Here is a 19,189-nt window from a genome sequence, read left to right on the forward strand (position 1 = left end):
TTCAGGCTTGGCAGGGTCAGACCATCATCAGCAACACGGCAACGAAGATGCTGCCGGCGGAGAAGGTCATGGTCCGAGACGACCAGGTGTTGAACCAACGTTGAAAGCTGGCCAAATCGCGGGTCAGTTTGGTGTCCTGGCGGGTCCAGGACTGTTGATCAAGGCGGAAGAACACGTAGATCTTCACCAACGCGCCCATGATCTGGTTGTAATAGAGAATCGCCGGGTAAGCCGGGCCGATCTTGTGGCCGGAGCACGACAGCAGCAGGGTCAGGATCAGGCGGGTGATGCCGATCCATAGCAGGTACGCGAGGATGAACGCGCCGCCGTACTTGAAGGTGGCGATGATTGCCACGGTCAGGCCGAGCAGGGAGGTCCACATCGACACACGCTGGTCGAACAACACGATGCTGGTGAACAGGCCCAGCCGACGCACACCCAGGCCCAGGGCTCGGGAGTTCTGGCGCAGGTTGTTGCCGTACCAGCGGAACATCAGCTTGCGGCTGGCTTTGATAAAGCTCTTTTCCGGCGGGTGTTCCACGGTGTGGATCGCGGCGTCCGGCACGTAGAAGGTGTCGTAGCCCAGGCGCATCAGGCTGAACCAGCTGGACTTGTCGTCACCGGTGAGGAACTTGAAGCGGCCCAGGCGCCAGTGCTGCAGCGAGTCGCTTTCCACGTCGGCGATAAAGCCCGGGTCCGTCACGACGTTGGCGCGGAACACCGACATACGGCCGGTCATGGTCAGCACGCGCTTGGACAGGGCCATGGAGCACATGTTGATGTGGCGCTGGGCGAAGCGCAGTTTGTGCCACTCGCTCATGATGTAGCCGCCGCGCACTTCGCAGAATTCGTTGGTGGTCAGGCCGCCGACGTTGCCGAACAGCTGGAACCACGGCACGGTCTTGCGCACCACGCCTTCGGCGAGCACGGTGTCGCCATCGATCACGGCAACCACGGCGCGGTCGTCCGGCAGGTGGCGAGAGATGGCGCGGAAACCGAAGGCCAGGCCGTCGCGCTTGCCGGTACCGGCGATACGCACGAAGTCGAGCTTGACGTGATCCGGCGGGTTCATGCGTTCCCAGAGGCTCTTGACCAGCAGCTCATCGGACATTTCCACCAGCGAGCAGACCACGGTGGTGGGGAAGCCGCATTCGATGGCCTCGCGAATCACCGAGCTGTAGACCTGCGCGGTGGTCAGCGCATCGATACGGAAGCTGGTGACCATCAGGAACACGTGGGACGGATCGGCAGCCTTGCCCAGCTTGCGCACTTTACGGCGCAGGTGCGGGTAGACCACGTACAGGAACAGCATGCCGCGAAAGAAATGCGTAGCACCCATCGAGTAGCGCCAGATACCGACAGCGCCAATCAGGAAAATAAAATTCTTCGACTCGGAGTCGAACGTACTCGCCGGCAACAGCAGGGCGAGACCCATCAGCAGGCTCAGAAAGAACAGCCAGCCGGCGGATTGGAGCAGTACGTGTTTTAACTTGGACATAAGCGTCATCCGAAGGTGAAGAAGGCTTCGAGCTGCAAGCGCTGGGGATTGGTACGCCTGCAGCTCGAAACTTACCGTTGCTGTTACCAGCAAATGCCTTCGGTACGGCCTGTCGTACTGGTGGCCTTGGACATGAAGCCCACCAGGTCGATCACTTGCTTGCCGTGCGGTGCGTTCTGCGCCAGGGCGCGGAACTTCTCGTCGCGGTTACCGAGGATGATCACGTCGGAGTTGTTGATCACATCATCGAAGTCCGAGTTGAGCAGGGACGACACGTGGGGGATCTTGCCTTCGATGTAGTCCTTGTTGGCACCGTGGACACGGGCGTACTCGACGTTGCTGTCGTAGATGCTCAGGTCGTAGCCCTTGCCGATCAGCATTTCCGCCAGCTCGACCAGCGGGCTTTCGCGCAGGTCGTCGGTACCGGCCTTGAAGCTCAGGCCCAGCAGGGCGACTTTGCGTTTGTCGTGGCCGGCGACGATGTCGAAGGCGTTCTGCACCTGGGACTCGTTGCTGCGCATCAGCGAGTTGAGCAGCGGCGCTTCCACGTCCAGGGAACTGGCGCGGTAGGTCAGGGCGCGCACGTCTTTAGGCAGGCAGGAGCCGCCGAACGCGAAGCCTGGGCGCATGTAGTACTGGGACAGGTTGAGGGTCTTGTCCTGGCAGACCACTTCCATCACTTCGCGACCGTCGACGCCGACCGCCTTGGCGATGTTGCCGATCTCGTTGGCGAAGGTGACCTTGGTGGCGTGCCACACGTTGCAGGTGTACTTGATCATCTCGGCTACGGCGATGTCCTTGCGGATGATCGGTGCGTCGAGTTCTTCGTACAGCGACTGCAGGACATCGCCGGAGGCTTTGTCGAATTCGCCGATAACGGTCATCGGTGGCAGGTCGTAGTCGGCGATGGCGGTGGATTCGCGCAGGAATTCCGGGTTGACCGCAACACCGAAGTCGACGCCGGCTTTCTTGCCGGAGCAGTCTTCGAGGATTGGGATCACCACGTTGGCGACGGTGCCCGGCAACACGGTGCTGCGTACCACGATGGTGTGGCGGGTGGTCTTGTCACGCAGGACAAAACCGATCTCGCGGCATACCGATTCGATGTAGTTGAGTTCCAAGTCGCCGTTCTTCTTGCTCGGCGTACCGACGCAAATCATCGACAGGTCAGTATCACGGATGGCGTCGGCGAAGTTGGTGGTGCCGCGCAGTCGACCGTTTGCGATGCCCTGGCTCAACAGTTCGCCCAGACCCGGCTCGACGATCGGCGATTTGCCGGCGTTGATCAGGTCGATCTTTTCCTTGGAGATGTCTACGCCGACCACTTCGTGGCCACGGGCAGACAGGCAACCGGCACACACTGCGCCAACGTAACCCAAACCAAATATGCTGATGCGCATCGCAATTACCTCTGTATTTAAATCATGCCATTAGATGGCCGGAGTTCATGTTTGCAAACGTCACAAATGCCGCGAAAGTTGGGCGAATAGACGCCGACTTGCCGCGTACAGGCATGTTGAATAACGAGTGACTAACTATTGCACTCAAGTTGTGCGCAACTTGGCCTTGTTATTGGGGCCTGCCCTGAAATGCAGCCAGCCTTCCTGGGAGAAGGGCCTGGCGCCAGTGCCGCAGGGCCTTGATAGAGGCTGTAAGCCTTTACATATCAATGCCTTGGGTTGTCTCACTGACCCATTAGGGTAAGCACAGCCTTGGCCTTATAGTTCGTGGCAATGGATCCTTATCGCCGCTCTCAACTAATCGGTTGGTAATGTGACCACTGAGTCAAAGTTGAATATGACAACTTCGCTACTTCCGTTGGTCCGCCTTGTAAGTCATCTCCTACAGAAACAGAGAATTTCGTTACCGGTGGTATGAGCGGCGCTTCAGGACGAAGTTCCTGGCCGCTCATCCTGTTTCCCGAAATTTCTTGAAATATAGGTAAAGATGGCACTGGTACTATATTGATAGCACTTGCTATCTGGGCCAGTAGTTACGGGTAGTTGGCGCGAAGGGATAGTTTTGTGCCACTAGTGTTTTAAAAAAGTGGTGCCACTACGAAAAAAAATCGGAAAAGTCGAGTGAAAGAAATGTTAGGGATGTGTCGGGATATTTTTTGACGTCAAATAAATGACGATTCTTGGTGTGAAGCGCGGATAAAAATGTGGGAGGAGGCTTGCCCCCGATGGCAGTGCATCAGTCGATAGATTCGTGACTGAACCACCGCAATCGGGGCAAGCCCCTCCCACATTTGGATTTCATTGTATGAAAGAGGCTGGTACGGCCTTATTCCGGTGCGTGATCGCGCAGGAACACCAGATTGTCCGGCTTGGACTGCTCCGCATTGAAGCGGTAACCCTGCACATCGAACTGCTTGAGCCTGGCCGGATCGTTGATGCGCTCTTCGATCACGAAGCGGCTCATCATGCCCCGGGCCTTTTTCGCGTAGAAGCTGATGATCTTGTACTGGCCGTTCTTCAGGTCCTTGAACTCGGTGTTGATGATCCGCGCGTTCAGGGCCGTGCGCTTGACCGCCGAGAAGTACTCGTTGGAGGCCAGGTTGAGCAGCACGTCGTCGCCTTGTTCGGCCAGGGCTTCGTTCAGCCATTCGCTGATGCGCGTGCCCCAGAAGGCGTACAGGTCCTTGCCACGGGCGTTGGCGAGTTTGGTGCCCATCTCCAGGCGGTACGGCATCATCAGGTCCAGGGGGCGCAGCAGGCCGTACAGGCCCGAGAGCATGCGCAGGTGGTCCTGGGCGTAGCTGAAGTCGGCATCGCTGAAGGTCTCGGCGTTCAGGCCGGTGTACACGTCGCCCTTGAACGCCAGCAAGGCCTGCTTGGCATTCTCGGGGGTGAAGGCCGGGGTCCAGCTGCCGAAGCGGGCGGCATTGAGGCCACCGATCTTGTCGGACACGTGCATCAATTCGCTGATCTGCGCCGGGCTCAGCTCGCGCAGTTGCTCGATCAGCACCTGGGAATGGTCAAGGTACTGTGGCTGGGTAAAGCGCTGGGTCACCGCTGGGGTCTCGAAATCGAGGGTCTTGGCGGGGGAAATCACCATCAGCATGAAGTCGTCTCCTGTAAATCGTGCGGGGATTCTAGGGGGTTGGGCGTTTTGACTCCACCTATGATGGCGATAGGCGCGATCCGCTATGATGGCCGGTGACTCTGGAGAGGGAGACCCCTGCGTGCGAATAGCGCTTTTATTGTCGGCGTGCCTGCTGTGCCTGAATGCCCAGGCGGCGCCGGTGGATGTAGCCAGCCTGGACCGTGGCACCTGGCCGGAAAAACTCAGCAGTCCCGCCCTGTTCGACGTGGCTTCGCGTGCGGAAATCCTGATGTTCGCCCACAGCCTGCTGGCCAGTGAATCCCAGGATGAAACCGCACTCAAGCAGCGCCTGGGCTTGAAGATCATCAACCTGGCCGCCATCGACGATCTGCGTCGCGAGCTTTGGCAGCGCCTGCTGGAGAACTACACGTTCGCCCAGCAGAGCTGCGAAGTCGACGCCTCGTTCTGCTACCTGGTGGAGAACATGGACGACCTGCGCGAGCAGGCCGGCAAGCTGGCGATCAGCGAAGACTCCTTCTATATAGGCTGGGCCGCCCCCAGCCATGCTTTCCACGAGCGTTATCTGGACGAACTGCTGCGCAAGGCCGCGCTGTTTCCGCAGATCAGCAGCGAAGTCGCGCGCTTTGGCGACCATGAACGCAATGGCGATGAGTTCAACGACCGCCTGTTCCTGCTGACCTTCGACGGCGGTCCGGCACCGGTCAGCGGCAACACCGACTGGCTCGCCGACTACCTGCGCAAGCAGAAGATGAACGCCACCTTCTTTGTCCTCGGCAGCAGCCTGCAAAACCGTGTGGAGCGCAGTTCTGCCGCTGAGGTGGAGGCGTTGTACCAGGGACAGTGCGTCGGTACCGAGGGCTGGCAGTACCGTTCCCACAGCCATTGGGTGGACTGGCAGAGTTCCATCACCCGCAGCGCGCAGTTGGTGCAGAACCTGATGCCGGAAAACTACGTGCCGCTGTTCCGACCGCCTTACGGGCAGCGGCGCGCGGACAGCCAGGGGTTCTTCCAGTCCCAGGGCTTGCAGGTGGCGTTATGGGACATCGATTCCCAGGACGAGCCGGGCAAGCTCAAGGCCGATGAGTCGGCGCAACGGGTGCTGACGTTGATGCTGTTGTGGCGCAAAGGCGTGATTGTGTTTCACGACACCCAGGATAAGGCGCGCGTGGCATTGCCGATGTTGCTGCAGGCAACGGCGCAGAGTGGGCTGGGTTGGCAGGACTGCCGGGAGGCGTTTCGTTAAAAGGATGAAGTGCCCGGCCCTGTTGGGTTGGAGGCATTTTGGCGCTGATTTTGTGCGACATTTCGATGCAGGCGGACTTCCGACTTTAACGGTGCATCGGGCACTCGGCTAGTGCTATTCGTCATCCTGAAAAATAAACTTCAAAAAAGCGTCAAAGTACTTTTTCCTGTCATGGGTTTTGCGGTATTACGAAGTCAGATCGCCGAAACCTGCAACACAGGTGGCGTCTTCCAAGACTCCTCATGTGGGCACTGCGCTTGACGTCACTCAGGTGCAGTCGGTGGTCGAATCGAGGCGCAGCACTGTTGTGGTATTGCGTCGACTGGCTCCCACAAAGGTGACCGAGTATGGATGATCATGGACGTAACCCTTCTTCCGACCAGCCAATCCTTTATGTGCTTGATACCAATGTACTGATCCACGATCCAAACGCACTGCTTAACTTCGAAGAACACCACGTCGCCATCCCGATGATCGTGCTTGAGGAGCTCGACAAACTCAAAAGCGGGCACCACAGCGTGGCTGCCGAATGCCGCCAGGCCATCCGCCTGATCGACAAGACCCTGGGCGAAGCGTCACCCGAGGACGTTGAGGTCGGCGTGCCGATCCAGCGCGGCAAAAGCGGGCCCAAGGGCTTGCTGTCGATCCTGATGAGCAAGCGCAGCGAGCCCAACAGCCTGCTGCCGGAAAACCTGAACGACAACAAAATCATCAACCAATTGATCGACCTGCACGCTCGCGACAAGGACCTGCGCGTGGTGCTGGTGACCAAAGACATCAATATGCGCCTCAAGGCACGAGCGTGTGGGATCGCTGCCGAGGACTACAGTACCGACCAACTGGTCGACGACGTGTCGATGCTGTCCCGTGGTTATCACATGATGACCGGCTCGTTCTGGGACCGTGTCAGCAAGGTCGAAACCCGTCAGGACCATGGCCGTACCTGGCACCAGGTACAACTGATCGACAACCTGCCGGCCGTGCATATCAATGAATTCATTGTCGACGAACAGGGCTTCGTGGGCTGGATCAAAGAGATCCAGGTCGACAAGCTGCTGATCCTCGACCTGCATCAGGAACCCCTGTTGCACCAGGAAGCCTGGGGCCTGAAACCGCGTGACATCTACCAGAGCCTGGCGCTGTATGCGCTGCTCGACCCGGACATCCACCTGGTCAACCTGACGGGCGCTGCCGGTTCCGGTAAAACCATCCTCGCCCTGGCTGCCGCCATCGAGCAGACCATGGTGACCAAGCGCTATCGCCGCATCATCGCCACCCGCTCCGTGCAGGGCCTGGACCAGGAAATCGGCTTTTTGCCCGGTACCGAGGCGGAAAAAATGGAGCCGTGGCTGGGGGCGATCACCGACAACCTCGAAGCCTTGCACATGGATGACGAAAACACCCATGGCAGCGTCGACTACATCCTCAGCAAAGTGCCGTTGCAGTTCAAATCCCTCAACTACATCCGAGGTCGCAGCTTCCAGCAGAGCCTGATTTTGATCGATGAATGCCAGAACCTGACCCCGCACCAGATGAAAACCATCATCACCCGTGCCGGCGCCGGTTCCAAAGTGGTGTGCCTGGGCAACCTGGCACAGATCGACACCCCTTACCTGTCCGCGACCAGCTCCGGGCTGACCTACCTGACGGAACGCTTCAAGGACTTCCCGAACGGCGTGCATATCGCGCTGCAAGGGGTGCCTCGCTCGATTCTGGCTGAATACGCAGAGTCGCACCTGTAACCGTTGGAGCGGCGGTGCGTCGCACCGCTGCTCCCACATTTATTGCGTGTTGGGTTTACAATCGCCGCTCCTGATCAGGAGTATCCCTGTGCTGACTCATCTCGATTCCCAAGGTCGCGCCCATATGGTCGACGTCACCGACAAGTCCGTGACGTTCCGGGAGGCGGTGGCCGAAGCGCGGGTGCGCATGCTGCCCGAGACCCTGCAAATGATCGTCGACGGCGCCCATCCCAAGGGCGACGTGTTTGCCGTGGCCCGCATCGCCGGGATCCAGGCGGCGAAAAAAACCAGTGATCTGATTCCCCTGTGTCACCCGCTGATGTTGACCGGAGTCAAGGTCGAACTGAGTGCCGATGGCGCAGACTCGGTACACATCGTCGCGCGCTGCAAGCTGTCCGGGCAGACCGGCGTAGAGATGGAAGCGTTGACGGCGGCCAGCGTCGCGGCGCTGACGATCTACGACATGTGCAAGGCCGTGGATCGCGGCATGACCATCGAAAACATCCGCCTGCTGGAAAAGCTTGGCGGTAAGAGCGGGCATTTCAAGGCGGATGGACAATGAGCATCAACGTACTGTTTTTCGCGCGTTACAGCGAAAAAATAGGCCTGGATTCACTTGAGATGGAAGGCGAATTCGCCACGGTCGATGCCGTGCGCCAGGCGCTGGCCGCTGATCCGGGCTTTGAAGTGCTCAACGAAACCAGCTTGATGTGTGCTCGCAACCAGGAGTTGTGTGCTCTCGACGAGCCGTTGCAGGCCGGTGATGAAGTTGCGTTCTTCCCGCCCGTGACCGGAGGCTGAACATGGCCATTCGTGTACAGGTCGAACCGTTTGACCCCGGTGCCGAGGTCAACGCGATGCACGCGGCGAATGTGGGCGTGGGCGCGGTGGTGAGTTTCGTCGGCTATGTGCGCGATTTCAACGAGGGCCGAGAGGTGTCCGGGATGTTTCTCGAACACTATCCGGGCATGACTGAAAAAGCCTTGGCCAAGATCGCCGTCGAAGCCGAGCAACGCTGGCCGCTGCTCAAGCTCGAAGTGCTGCATCGTATCGGTGCGCTGGAGCCTGGCGAGCCGATAGTGTTCGTGGCCGCCGCCAGTGCCCATCGCCAGGCCGCGTTCGATGCCTGTGCGTTTGTGATGGATTACCTGAAAACCCGTGCGCCTTTCTGGAAGAAGGAAAACACCCGTGAGGGTGCGCGCTGGGTGGAAGGGCGGGACAGCGACCACGCTGCGGCGGATCGCTGGAAATAACCAGCCGAACACTTAACCAAATGTGGGAGGGGGCAAGTCGAATCGTCGCACCGCCCCTCCCACATTTTTATCGCTTTTCAGCTTACGGGCGTTTGCGTTCTACAGCCCGCAGCAAGTGCGTCGGCGGAGTCTCGCAACTGATCTTGCGGCCCAGCAAGGTCTCGATCGACGGCAACTGATACGAGTCATCCTCCCCGGCAAAGCTGATCGACACGCCCGCAGCCCCCGCCCGGCCGGTACGGCCGATGCGGTGCACGTAGTCGTCCGGCACTTCCGGCAGGGTGAAGTTGATCACGTGGCTGATGCCGTCGATGTGAATCCCGCGCCCGGCCACGTCGGTGGCCACCAGCACGCGGATCTTGCCTTCGCGGAAGCCTTCCAGGGTCTTGATGCGCTTGTGTTGCGGCACATCGCCCGACAGTTGCGCGGCATTCACGCCATCGCGCACCAGGCGTTCCTCGATGCGGCGCACTTCGTCCTTGCGGTTGGCGAACACCATCACGCGTTCCCAGCCGTTGTCGTTGACCAGGTTGTAGAGCAGCTTGTACTTGTCGGCACCGGCCACGGCATAGATGTGCTGTTCGACGTTTTCGCTGGCGACGTTCAGCGCTTCGATCTCGACGATGGACGGCTCGGTGGTCCACTGCTTGGCGAGGTTCATCACGTCTTCGGTGAAGGTCGCGGAGAACAGCAGGGTTTGGCGCTCGTTTTTCGGCGGGGTCTGGCGAATGATCTGGCGCACTTGTGGGATGAAACCCATGTCGAGCATGCGGTCGGCTTCGTCCAGCACCATCACTTCGACCATGTCCAGGTGCACGTCGCCGCGCTGGTTGAAGTCCAGCAGGCGGCCGGGGGTTGCCACCAGGATGTCGCAGTGGCGGGCTTCGAGGTGCTTGAGCTGCTTGTCGAAGTCCATGCCGCCGACGAACGTCATGACGTTGAGGCCGGTGTACTTGGTCAGGTCGGCGGCGTCCTTGGCGATCTGCACCACCAGTTCACGGGTAGGCGCGATGATCAGCGCACGCGGTTCACCCATGTAGCGTTCTTTCGGCGGCGGCGTTTGCAGCAGCTGGGTGATGATCGAGATCAGGAACGCGGCGGTCTTGCCGGTACCGGTCTGGGCACGACCGATGGCATCTTTGCCGGCGAGGGTAAAGCCCAGTACCTGCGCCTGGATCGGCGTGCAGTACGGGAACCCCAGGTCCTGGATGGCGTGCATCAGTTCCGGGGCCAGTTTGAAATCATGGAAGCGGGTCTTGCCTTCCTGGGGCTCGACGACGAAATCCTCGAGTTTCCACGGGATCACCGGCGGTTTGGGCGCGCGTTCCCGGCGAGGCTTGGGTGCGGCTTGGGTCTCGGGTTTTGCCTGTTCGGGCGGTGTCACCGTCGGCGTCTTCGGCTGGGCGACAGGTGCAGTCCGGCCTGGCTGTTGACCGTCATTGCGGCTGCCGGAGGAGGGGACAGGAGCACTGGGAACAGGCGCGAGCGGCTCAGCCTCGCTTTTGCCGAACATCTTCTTGAGTGCTTTGAGCACGGTGATCTCATTAATTGGTTAAGGAATGTACGCCGGCCAGTGTAATGCAAGAATCGGGCGCGGCGTAGTGCGTCTGTCATACGGCTACATAAACGTGGGGTTCAGCCCAGGCGAGCGGTCAACCAAGTCCCTATATCGTGAATCTCCTGGGGTAACACTTCGTGGCCCATTGGGTATTCCTGCCATGTCACGGTGACACCACGGGTTTTCAGGTGCTCGTAGGCGCTGCGGCCCATGGCGTTCTGTACCACCTCGTCGTACTGGCCGTGCAGGCACAGCGTTGGAATGCGTTGTTGGCTGGCCGACAATTCAAGCTCATCGCTGAAGGTGGGCGCGTAGGTGGAGAGGGCGATGACGCCGCCCAATGGCCCCTCCCAATTCAGGAACGCGGTGTGGAATACCACGGCGCCACCTTGGGAAAAGCCCGCGAGGAAAATCCGCGAAGCGTCTATTCCGGTTCTCTTCTGTGCTTCGATCAGATCGGTCAGCATTTTTGCTGACACTTCCAGCTCTTCCAGGCTGATCGAGCGGGCCGGGCTCATGGCCTTGATGTCGTACCAGCTGGGCATCTCGTAGCCACCATTGATCGTCACCGGACGGGTCGGTGCCTGGGGCAAAACAAAGCGGGTGGACAGCAAGCTTTCCTGCAGCGCCTCGGCCACCGGCAGGAAGTCGTAGCGATCGGCACCCAGGCCATGCAACCAGATTACGCAGGCGTCTGCGGGCTTGGCGGGCTGAAGAATCAAGGGTTCGGTCATGTCTGCTCCATATATGTGCGTGCGCTCCGATTGGGTGCGTCGGAACGGTGCGCGACAGGTTGATCTGTTAAGAGAATGTCGCAAGGTTGAATCTTTTTCCATTGACGAGGGGCTGAAACGACTCAGCCGCCACTCTGGTACGCGCCTTGCTATGTGTAGGTCGATGTCAGAACTTTCCCTGGACGGTAACACTATCAGTGACTGCCGCTTCTGGGATAGCCGCTGGAATTACCGCGAAAGCCTCATGCTGCTTGACCCTAAAAAAAGCCAACACGGGTCGATATCGCCTCATAAGGGTGCGCTGAGGTTGGAGCTTCGACACAACAAGAGCAACTGGAGGTTTGAATGAAGGTATTGAAATCCACCCTGGCCATCGTTAGCGCGGCGGCTGTACTGGGTGTCAGTGGTTTCGCCCAGGCTGGCGCCACTCTGGACGCCGTGCAGAAGAAAGGCTTTGTGCAATGTGGCGTGAGTGACGGCTTGCCGGGCTTCTCGGTACCGGATGCCAGCGGCAAGATCCTCGGGATCGATGCTGACGTTTGCCGCGCCGTGGCCGCTGCCGTTTTCGGCGACGCCACCAAGGTCAAATTCAGCCAGTTGAACGCCAAGGAGCGTTTCACCGCGCTTCAATCCGGCGAAGTCGACATCCTGTCGCGCAACACCACCATGACCAGCTCCCGCGATGCGGGCATGGGCCTGAAATTCCCGGGCTTCATCACTTACTACGACGGCATCGGCTTCCTGGTTAACAACAAGCTGGGCGTCAAAAGTGCCAAGGAACTGGACGGTGCAACCATCTGCATCCAGGCCGGTACCACCACTGAGCTGAACGTTTCCGACTACTTCCGTGGCAACAACCTCAAATACACCCCGATCACCTTCGACACCTCCGATGAAAGCGCCAAGTCGCTGGAATCCGGTCGTTGCGACGTACTGACTTCCGACAAGTCCCAACTGTTCGCCCAGCGCAGCAAGCTGGCCTCGCCAAAAGACTACGTAGTTCTGCCGGAAACCATTTCCAAGGAACCGCTGGGCCCGGTCGTGCGTAACGGTGATGACGAGTGGCTGGCCATCGTGCGCTGGGTGGGCTACGCCATGCTCAACGCTGAAGAAGCCGGCATCACGTCCAAAAACGTTGAAGCTGAAGCCAAGTCCACCAAGAACCCGGACGTTGCGCGTCTGCTCGGTGCTGACGGCGAATACGGCAAAGACCTGAAAGTGAAGAAGGATTGGGTCGTACAGATCGTCAAGCAAGTCGGTAACTACGGTGAAGTGTTCGAGCGCAACCTGGGCAAGAGCACCCCGCTGGAAATCGACCGCGGCCTGAACGCGCTGTGGAACAACGGCGGCATTCAATACGCACCGCCTGTGCGCTGATCGCTGATGGTTCTGTCACCCGGTGGGCCAACCGCCGGGTGATGTTCTGTTCCATTCTTTCCGGGGCACTTCATGCAAAAACAAATCGGCGCACCAAATCGGAAGCTCAGCTTCAGCGATCCCAAAGTGCGTGCGTGGCTCTTCCAGATCATCACGATTGTGGCGGTGATCTCGCTGGGCTGGTACCTCTTCGACAATACCCAGACCAACCTTCAGCACCGGGGCATTACCTCGGGTTTCGACTTTCTTGAGCGCAGTGCCGGCTTCGGCATCGCGCAGCATTTGATCGACTACACCGAATCGGACAGCTATGCCCGTGTCTTTGTGATCGGGCTGCTCAACACTTTGCTGGTGACCTTTATCGGGGTGATCCTGGCGACCCTGCTGGGCTTCATCATCGGCGTGGCGCGCCTGTCACCGAACTGGATGATCAACAAGCTGGCGACCGTGTATGTGGAAGTGTTCCGCAACATTCCGCCGCTGCTGCAGATCCTGTTCTGGTACTTCGCGGTGTTCCTGACCATGCCGGGGCCGCGCAACAGCCATAACTTCGGTGACACCTTCTTTGTCAGCAGCCGTGGCCTGAACATGCCCGCAGCGCTGGCCGCTGACGGGTTCTGGCCGTTTGTGGCCAGCATCGTGGTTGCCATCGTGGCAATCGTGCTGATGGCGCGTTGGGCCAACAAGCGCTTTGAGGCGACCGGCGTACCCTTCCACAAGTTCTGGGCGGGCCTGGCGCTGTTTATCGTGATCCCGGCGTTGTGTGCCTTGATCTTCGGCGCGCCGCTGCACTGGGAAATGCCAAAGCTTTCAGGTTTTAACTTTGTCGGCGGCTGGGTACTGATCCCTGAACTGCTGGCCCTGACCCTGGCGCTTACCGTGTACACGGCAGCGTTTATCGCCGAGATCGTGCGTTCGGGCATCAAGTCCGTCAGCCACGGCCAGACCGAAGCTGCGCGCTCCCTGGGCCTGCGCCCTGGGCCGACGCTGCGCAAGGTCATCATCCCGCAAGCCCTGCGGGTGATCATTCCGCCGCTGACCAGCCAGTACCTGAACCTGGCGAAGAACTCGTCGCTGGCCGCCGGTATCGGTTACCCGGAAATGGTTTCGCTGTTTGCCGGCACGGTGCTCAACCAGACCGGCCAGGCCATCGAGGTTATTGCCATCACCATGAGCGTGTACCTGGCGATCAGCATCAGCATTTCCCTGCTGATGAACTGGTACAACAAGCGCATTGCGCTGATCGAGCGGTGAGGAAACGCACATGAGTTCGCATACTTTCAAACCTGATATGCCGCCGCCGAGCAAAGTCTTCGGACCGATGGCCTGGATGCGCGCCAACCTGTTCTCCAGTTGGCTCAATACCCTGCTGACGCTGTTGGCGTTCTACCTGATCTACCTGGTGGTGCCGCCGATCCTGCAGTGGGCCATCCTCGATGCCAACTGGGTCGGCACCACCCGCGCCGACTGCACCAAGGAAGGCGCGTGCTGGGTGTTTATCCAGCAGCGCTTCGGGCAGTTCATGTACGGCTACTACCCCGGCGACCTGCGCTGGCGTGTGGACCTGACCGTGTGGCTGGCCATCGTCGGCGTGGCGCCGTTGTTCATCTCGCGTTTCCCACGCAAGGCGGTCTATGGCCTGAGCTTCCTGGTGCTGTACCCGATCATCGCCTACTTCCTGCTCCACGGCGGGATCTTCGGGCTGACCAATGTGGCAACCAGCCAATGGGGCGGCCTGATGCTGACCCTGGTCATCGCCACTGTCGGCATCGCCGGTGCCTTGCCGCTGGGGATTGTGCTGGCCTTGGGGCGGCGCTCGAACATGCCGGCGATTCGTGTGGTCTGCGTGACCTTCATTGAGTTCTGGCGCGGCGTGCCGTTGATCACCGTGCTGTTCATGTCCTCGGTGATGCTGCCGTTGTTCCTGCCCGAAGGCATGGGCATCGACAAGCTGCTGCGGGCGTTGATCGGCGTGATCCTGTTCCAGTCGGCCTACGTGGCCGAGGTGGTGCGTGGCGGTTTGCAGGCGATCCCTAAAGGTCAGTACGAAGCGGCCGCGGCGATGGGCCTGGGTTACTGGCGCAGCATGGGCCTGGTGATTCTGCCGCAAGCCCTGAAGATGGTGATCCCGGGCATCGTCAACACGTTTATCGCCTTGTTCAAGGACACCAGCCTGGTGATCATCATCGGCCTGTTCGACCTGCTCAACAGCGTCAAGCAAGCCGCCGCCGACCCTAAATGGTTGGGCATGGCCACCGAAGGCTATGTGTTTGCCGCCCTGGTGTTCTGGATTTTCTGTTTTGGTATGTCGCGCTATTCCATTCATTTGGAACACAAGCTCGACACAGGCCACAAGCGTTAGGAGTTGATGTTATGAGCGAAGCGATCAAACAGCCTGTGAGCCCTGAAGGCATTATCCAGATGCAGGGCGTCAACAAGTGGTACGGCCAGTTCCATGTGTTGAAAGACATCAACCTCAACGTCAAGCAGGGCGAGCGTATCGTGCTGTGCGGCCCGTCGGGTTCGGGCAAGTCCACCACCATCCGTTGCCTCAACCGTCTGGAAGAGCACCAGCAGGGCCGCATCGTGGTCGATGGCGTGGAACTGACCAACGACCTCAAGCAGATCGAAGCGATCCGCCGTGAAGTCGGCATGGTGTTCCAGCACTTCAACCTGTTCCCGCACCTGACCATCCTGCAGAACTGCACGCTGGCGCCGATGTGGGTGCGCAAGATGCCCAAGCGCAAGGCCGAGGAAATCGCCATGCACTACCTGGAGCGTGTGCGCATCCCGGAGCAGGCCCACAAGTTTCCGGGGCAACTGTCCGGCGGCCAGCAACAGCGCGTTGCGATTGCCCGCGCCCTGTGCATGAAGCCGAAAATCATGCTGTTCGATGAGCCGACCTCGGCCCTCGATCCGGAAATGGTCAAGGAAGTACTCGACACCATGATCGGCCTGGCCGAAGACGGCATGACCATGTTGTGCGTGACCCACGAAATGGGTTTCGCGCGCACCGTGGCCAACCGTGTGATTTTCATGGACAAGGGCGAGATCGTCGAACAGGCGGCGCCGAATGACTTCTTCGACAACCCGCAGAATGACCGGACCAAGCTGTTCTTGAGCCAGATCCTGCATTGATCGATGCCTGAAAAAATAAACCCGGCCTGGCCGGGTTTATTTTTGTCTGTTCAGGAGGCCTTGAGCGCCTCCTGCCCTGTGTTCGCGGTATGGGTGAAGCCCCGCAGGTCAGCGCCTTCGGCCAAGCCCCTGGCGTCGGCGAGCAGGTGAGGGTAACGGTCCAACAATCGCATCAATAGAACCAGTGGCTTCGGTGGCAGAAGCTCACCGCGTTCATAACGTGAAAAAGCGTTGTGACCGCCACCGGACAACAGTTGCACGGCTTCTTTCTGCGTAAGGTGCAGCTTGCGACGGATGCGTTTCATCTCGTTGCCGATCATTGTCCGCGCGGTACGGACCAGTTCATCGCTGGCGGCGCTATAGCGGTCGGAGCTGTCAGGGTCATGCATGCCGTCGCCGCACAGTTGGCATTCCCAGCCAGACAGGTCATCGACACGCCGTTCCATACCGTTGACACGGAGGGTTTCGCTGCGGCTTTCGAAGCGCCTCATGGCGTCGGGTGCACCGCAAATGAAGCAATGTTGAGTGTTCATGAGCTCTTCTTCTTGAAGGAGATCACTGGAGGGTTACCGGCTGTGCAGTAAGTGACCTTGATGTAAATCTCCAGACCGTGTGAATTGATGTGGTACACGTCCTGCCACACCCGGTGATCGGCATACGTGGTCATCGATTTGTACAACATCCTGTTTTGTAGTTCGAAAACGACCTCTTGCATCTCCTTGATATTCAGACCGAGCCGCGCGCCTGTTTGCTTTGCTGCGAGCGTAAATGCCCGGCCTCCAAGCCGCCTGACGTCCGCCTTGATCACCGCCAGATCGTAATGAGGTGTGTACTTTTCCATAAGACACCTGAGCCGAATAATTACCCTTTGAGGGTAATTTTACCAATCGAAAATACTGCTCCTTTTCCTGCCTAAGAACCCTAGTGCGTTGCCTTTGTAGGCAACTCTGAATAGGCTGTAGGAAAATTCATCCTATGATTGGACGAAAGCCTGCATTCCATGACAGACATCGCCCCCTTGATCAAACGCTCCCTGGTGGACCAGGCCCTTGAGCAATTGCGCTGGCGCATCAGCGAAGGCCGGTGGGCCATCGGCGAACGCCTGCCCACCGAGCCGGAGCTGGCCGCCGAGCTGGGCATCAGCCGCAACACCGTGCGCGAGGCCATGCGCGTGTTGGCGTTCTCCGGGTTGATCGAGATCCGCCAGGGCGACGGCAGTTACCTGCGCTCGATGACCGACCCGCTGGGGGCCATGCGCGCGTTATCCCACTGCACCCTGGAGCAGGCGCAGGAGACGCGGCAGATCCTGGAAGTGGAGGCCGTCGGGCTCGCGGCGGTGCGCCGTACCGAAGCCGACCTCACCGCTTTGCATGAGGCACTCAAGGCCAGCGCGGTGCTGTACCACGGTGACCTCGAGGCCTATATCAGCGCCGACCTGCTGTTCCACAAACGCCTGGTGGACGCCGCGCACAACCCGGCGTTGAGCGAGCTGTACCAGTACTTTTCCGCCATCGTCGGCGCGCAGTTGCGCCAGACCCTGAACATTTCGCCGCGTCGCCAGGCGGTGTTCGACCTGCATATCGCCCTGCTCGAAGCCGTGGAACACCAGGACCCGGAACGCGCCAAATCCCTTTGCCGGCAGTTGATCAATGAACCCTGAAACCAAGCGTACGAGCGAGTTGGACGAACTGTTGATCGACGCCGAGGCCGACGACGACGTGGTGCAAAGCAGCCACCCGGTGGTGAGTCGACCCTGGCTGTTGCTGCTGGGCCTGATCCTGGTGGCCTTGAACCTGCGTCCGGCGTTGTCGAGCGTGGCGCCATTGCTGGCCGACGTCTCCAGCAGCCTGGGGTTGTCGGCGGCCAAGGCCGGTTTGCTCACCACCCTGCCGGTGTTGTGCCTCGGCCTGTTCGCACCCACGGCGCCGATCCTGGCCCGGCGGTTTGGCGCCGAGCGGGTGGTGTTGGGGATTTTGCTGACCCTGGCCGCCGGCATCATCCTGCGCAGCGCTTTTGGCGAAGTGGGCTTGTTCGTCGGCAGCCTGATCGCCGGTGCGAGCATCGGCATCATCGGCGTCTTGCTGCCGGGCCTGATCAAGCGTGATTTCGCCAGGCAGGCCGGTGCCATGACCGGCGTCTACACCATGGCCCTGTGCCTGGGCGCGGCGTTGGCCGCCGGTGCCACGGTGCCGCTGAGTCATTACTTCGGTGACCGCTGGACCATTGGTCTGGGCTTCTGGATTCTGCCGGCGTTGGCGGCGGCGTTGTTCTGGTTACCGCAGGTCGGCCGCAGACACGCCACCCACCAGGTCGCCTACCGAGTGAAGGGCCTGCTGCGTGATCCGTTGGCCTGGCAGGTCACCTTGTACATGGGCCTGCAATCGTCCCTGTCGTACATCGTGTTTGGCTGGCTGCCGTCGATCCTGATCGGTCGTGGCCTGAGCGCCACCGAAGCCGGGCTGGCGTTGTCCGGCTCTATCGTCATGCAATTGTTCAGTTCCCTCGCCGCACCCTGGCTCGCCACCCGTGGCAAAGACCAGCGCCTGGCGATCGTAGTGGTGATGCTGCTGACCCTCGGCGGTTTGTTCGGTTGCCTGTATGCACCGCTGGACGGCCTGTGGGGCTGGGCGATCCTGCTCGGCCTGGGCCAGGGCGGTACGTTCAGCCTGGCGCTGACCCTGATCGTGCTGCGCTCGCGCGACTCCCATGTGGCGGCCAACCTGTCGAGCATGGCCCAGGGCTTTGGCTACACCCTGGCGTCCATTGGCCCATTTGCGGTGGGCCTGGTGCACGACTGGACGGGCGGCTGGTCGGCCATCGGCTGGATTTTCGCGGTGCTCGGCCTGGGCGCCATCATTGCCGGGCTGGGGGCGGGGCGGGCGCAGTATGTGCAGGTCAGCAGCGAGAAAGTCTAGAGGTACACCACCTCCAGCGTGGCAAGGCCGTCGAGTCGTGTGTCGCTGCTCAGGTCCAGGTTTTGCGTGGCATTGATCACGGCTTCGACCTTGACCGTGCTGATCAGCTCCTGGATTGCCGAGGGCCCGGCCGTGCTGCCGGCGATGTCGGTAAAGCCCAGGTAACTGTTGGCGCCGATATTGATCGGGTTGAGGTTGGCGGTGCGCCAGGCCACGCCGCCGGTGGTGGATTCGGTGCCGTACACCTGCGTGGTGCTGTCGACCAGGGTTTGCCTGGGGTCGAAGGTCATGGCGTACAGGCCGATACGGTTGCCGTTGCTGTCCAGGCCCAGGCCGTAGTAAATCTCGCTGTTGACCATGGCCGAACCGTCGCGATTGTCGTGCATGCGCAAGGCAAAGCGGTTCGAGGCGTTGCAGGCGATGCTGACTTGCAGCAGCTTGACCGGCAGGCGCGTGTTTTTGTCCGTGTTCAGGTCCTGGTGGGAGATCTTGCCGTAGTCGATCAACGCGCCGTTGGACAACTGCGGGGTGCAGGCGGTGGGCGTGATGCGGCCCTTGACCGCCAGGTCCACGCGCGAGGCGGCCTGTGCGGGGAGCGCGCTCCCCAGTAACAGCAGGGAGAGCAGGGTGATGCCGGGGGTTTTCATGGGGCGGGTTCCAAT

General features: G+C 60.1%; 19 protein-coding genes. 11 read left to right on the forward strand and 8 right to left on the reverse strand.

The window, feature by feature from the left end; all coding sequences use genetic code 11:
* Positions 1–16: 16 nt before the first annotated feature.
* From alg8 to yaaA, 3 genes are all read right to left on the reverse strand, one after another.
* Positions 17–1,498: a mannuronan synthase gene (gene alg8, locus B9N88_RS11585; RefSeq protein ID WP_161985711.1), complete on the reverse strand. Its 1,482-nt coding sequence runs from the start codon at positions 1,496–1,498 to the stop codon at positions 17–19.
* A gap of 83 nt (positions 1,499–1,581) precedes the next feature.
* Complete coding sequence (locus B9N88_RS11590; protein ID WP_027604724.1) at positions 1,582–2,898, reverse strand: nucleotide sugar dehydrogenase; 1,317 nt, start codon at positions 2,896–2,898, stop codon at positions 1,582–1,584.
* 886 nt (positions 2,899–3,784) lie between these two features.
* Positions 3,785–4,564 (reverse strand): peroxide stress protein YaaA, encoded by a 780-nt coding sequence (yaaA, locus tag B9N88_RS11595; RefSeq protein WP_027604723.1) that lies wholly within the window; start codon positions 4,562–4,564, stop codon positions 3,785–3,787.
* A 121-nt stretch (positions 4,565–4,685) separates the two neighbouring features.
* Here yaaA and B9N88_RS11600 point away from each other — a divergent pair, with 121 nt between their 5' ends.
* The 5 genes from B9N88_RS11600 to moaE all read left to right on the forward strand — a co-directional run bounded on the left by B9N88_RS11600 (position 4,686) and on the right by moaE (position 8,805).
* Positions 4,686–5,810, forward strand: coding sequence for a polysaccharide deacetylase family protein (locus B9N88_RS11600; RefSeq protein ID WP_027604722.1), 1,125 nt, complete (start codon positions 4,686–4,688; stop codon positions 5,808–5,810).
* 347 nt (positions 5,811–6,157) lie between these two features.
* Positions 6,158–7,552 (forward strand): PhoH family protein, encoded by a 1,395-nt coding sequence (locus B9N88_RS11605; RefSeq protein ID WP_005785025.1) that lies wholly within the window; start codon positions 6,158–6,160, stop codon positions 7,550–7,552.
* 88 nt (positions 7,553–7,640) lie between these two features.
* Entirely contained in the window at positions 7,641–8,114 is a 474-nt protein-coding gene (gene moaC, locus B9N88_RS11610; protein WP_027604721.1) for a cyclic pyranopterin monophosphate synthase MoaC, read from the forward strand.
* Positions 8,111–8,353: a molybdopterin converting factor subunit 1 gene (gene moaD, locus B9N88_RS11615; protein ID WP_027604720.1), complete on the forward strand. Its 243-nt coding sequence runs from the start codon at positions 8,111–8,113 to the stop codon at positions 8,351–8,353. The genes moaC and moaD overlap by 4 nt, the downstream gene beginning before the upstream one ends.
* 2 nt (positions 8,354–8,355) lie before the next feature.
* Positions 8,356–8,805, forward strand: coding sequence for a molybdopterin synthase catalytic subunit MoaE (moaE, locus tag B9N88_RS11620; RefSeq protein WP_027604719.1), 450 nt, complete (start codon positions 8,356–8,358; stop codon positions 8,803–8,805).
* An 82-nt stretch (positions 8,806–8,887) separates the two neighbouring features.
* Here the strand turns inward: moaE and rhlB are convergent, their stop codons facing one another.
* Entirely contained in the window at positions 8,888–10,345 is a 1,458-nt protein-coding gene (gene rhlB / locus B9N88_RS11625; RefSeq protein WP_177327725.1) for an ATP-dependent RNA helicase RhlB, read from the reverse strand.
* 95 nt (positions 10,346–10,440) lie between these two features.
* Complete coding sequence (locus tag B9N88_RS11630) at positions 10,441–11,097, reverse strand: alpha/beta hydrolase (RefSeq protein WP_027604717.1); 657 nt, start codon at positions 11,095–11,097, stop codon at positions 10,441–10,443.
* Between the two features lie 345 nt (positions 11,098–11,442).
* Between B9N88_RS11630 and B9N88_RS11635 the strand changes: the two genes are divergently transcribed.
* The 4 genes from B9N88_RS11635 to B9N88_RS11650 all read left to right on the forward strand — a co-directional run bounded on the left by B9N88_RS11635 (position 11,443) and on the right by B9N88_RS11650 (position 15,612).
* Positions 11,443–12,474, forward strand: coding sequence for an amino acid ABC transporter substrate-binding protein (locus B9N88_RS11635; RefSeq protein WP_027604716.1), 1,032 nt, complete (start codon positions 11,443–11,445; stop codon positions 12,472–12,474).
* Positions 12,475–12,546: 72 nt separating this feature from the next.
* Complete coding sequence (locus B9N88_RS11640; RefSeq protein ID WP_027604715.1) at positions 12,547–13,728, forward strand: amino acid ABC transporter permease; 1,182 nt, start codon at positions 12,547–12,549, stop codon at positions 13,726–13,728.
* Between the two features lie 10 nt (positions 13,729–13,738).
* Positions 13,739–14,836, forward strand: coding sequence for an amino acid ABC transporter permease (locus B9N88_RS11645; protein ID WP_027604714.1), 1,098 nt, complete (start codon positions 13,739–13,741; stop codon positions 14,834–14,836).
* Between the two features lie 11 nt (positions 14,837–14,847).
* Entirely contained in the window at positions 14,848–15,612 is a 765-nt protein-coding gene (locus B9N88_RS11650) for an amino acid ABC transporter ATP-binding protein (RefSeq protein ID WP_003171943.1), read from the forward strand.
* Positions 15,613–15,662: 50 nt separating this feature from the next.
* Here the strand turns inward: B9N88_RS11650 and B9N88_RS11655 are convergent, their stop codons facing one another.
* Positions 15,663–16,145: a type II toxin-antitoxin system MqsA family antitoxin gene (locus tag B9N88_RS11655; RefSeq protein ID WP_027604713.1), complete on the reverse strand. Its 483-nt coding sequence runs from the start codon at positions 16,143–16,145 to the stop codon at positions 15,663–15,665.
* Positions 16,142–16,453 (reverse strand): type II toxin-antitoxin system MqsR family toxin, encoded by a 312-nt coding sequence (locus B9N88_RS11660; RefSeq protein WP_027604712.1) that lies wholly within the window; start codon positions 16,451–16,453, stop codon positions 16,142–16,144. The genes B9N88_RS11655 and B9N88_RS11660 overlap by 4 nt, the downstream gene beginning before the upstream one ends.
* Positions 16,454–16,612: 159 nt before the next feature.
* On the opposite strand from B9N88_RS11660, the gene B9N88_RS11665 reads away from it, so the two are divergent.
* Both B9N88_RS11665 and B9N88_RS11670 read left to right on the forward strand, forming a co-directional pair.
* Entirely contained in the window at positions 16,613–17,272 is a 660-nt protein-coding gene (locus B9N88_RS11665; RefSeq protein WP_027604711.1) for a FadR/GntR family transcriptional regulator, read from the forward strand.
* Entirely contained in the window at positions 17,262–18,527 is a 1,266-nt protein-coding gene (locus B9N88_RS11670; protein ID WP_027604710.1) for a CynX/NimT family MFS transporter, read from the forward strand. Before B9N88_RS11665 ends, B9N88_RS11670 begins: the two co-directional genes overlap by 11 nt.
* Here the strand turns inward: B9N88_RS11670 and B9N88_RS11675 are convergent.
* On the reverse strand, positions 18,524–19,174 hold the full coding sequence (locus B9N88_RS11675; RefSeq protein ID WP_027604709.1) for a DUF1120 domain-containing protein: 651 nt from the start codon (positions 19,172–19,174) through the stop codon (positions 18,524–18,526). The genes B9N88_RS11670 and B9N88_RS11675 overlap by 4 nt on opposite strands.
* Positions 19,175–19,189 lie beyond the last annotated feature (15 nt).

The sequence above is a fragment of the Pseudomonas sp. LAMO17WK12:I1 genome (genome assembly GCF_900177315.1).
In the GTDB taxonomy this organism is placed as follows: Bacteria; Pseudomonadota; Gammaproteobacteria; order Pseudomonadales; family Pseudomonadaceae; genus Aquipseudomonas; species Aquipseudomonas marginalis.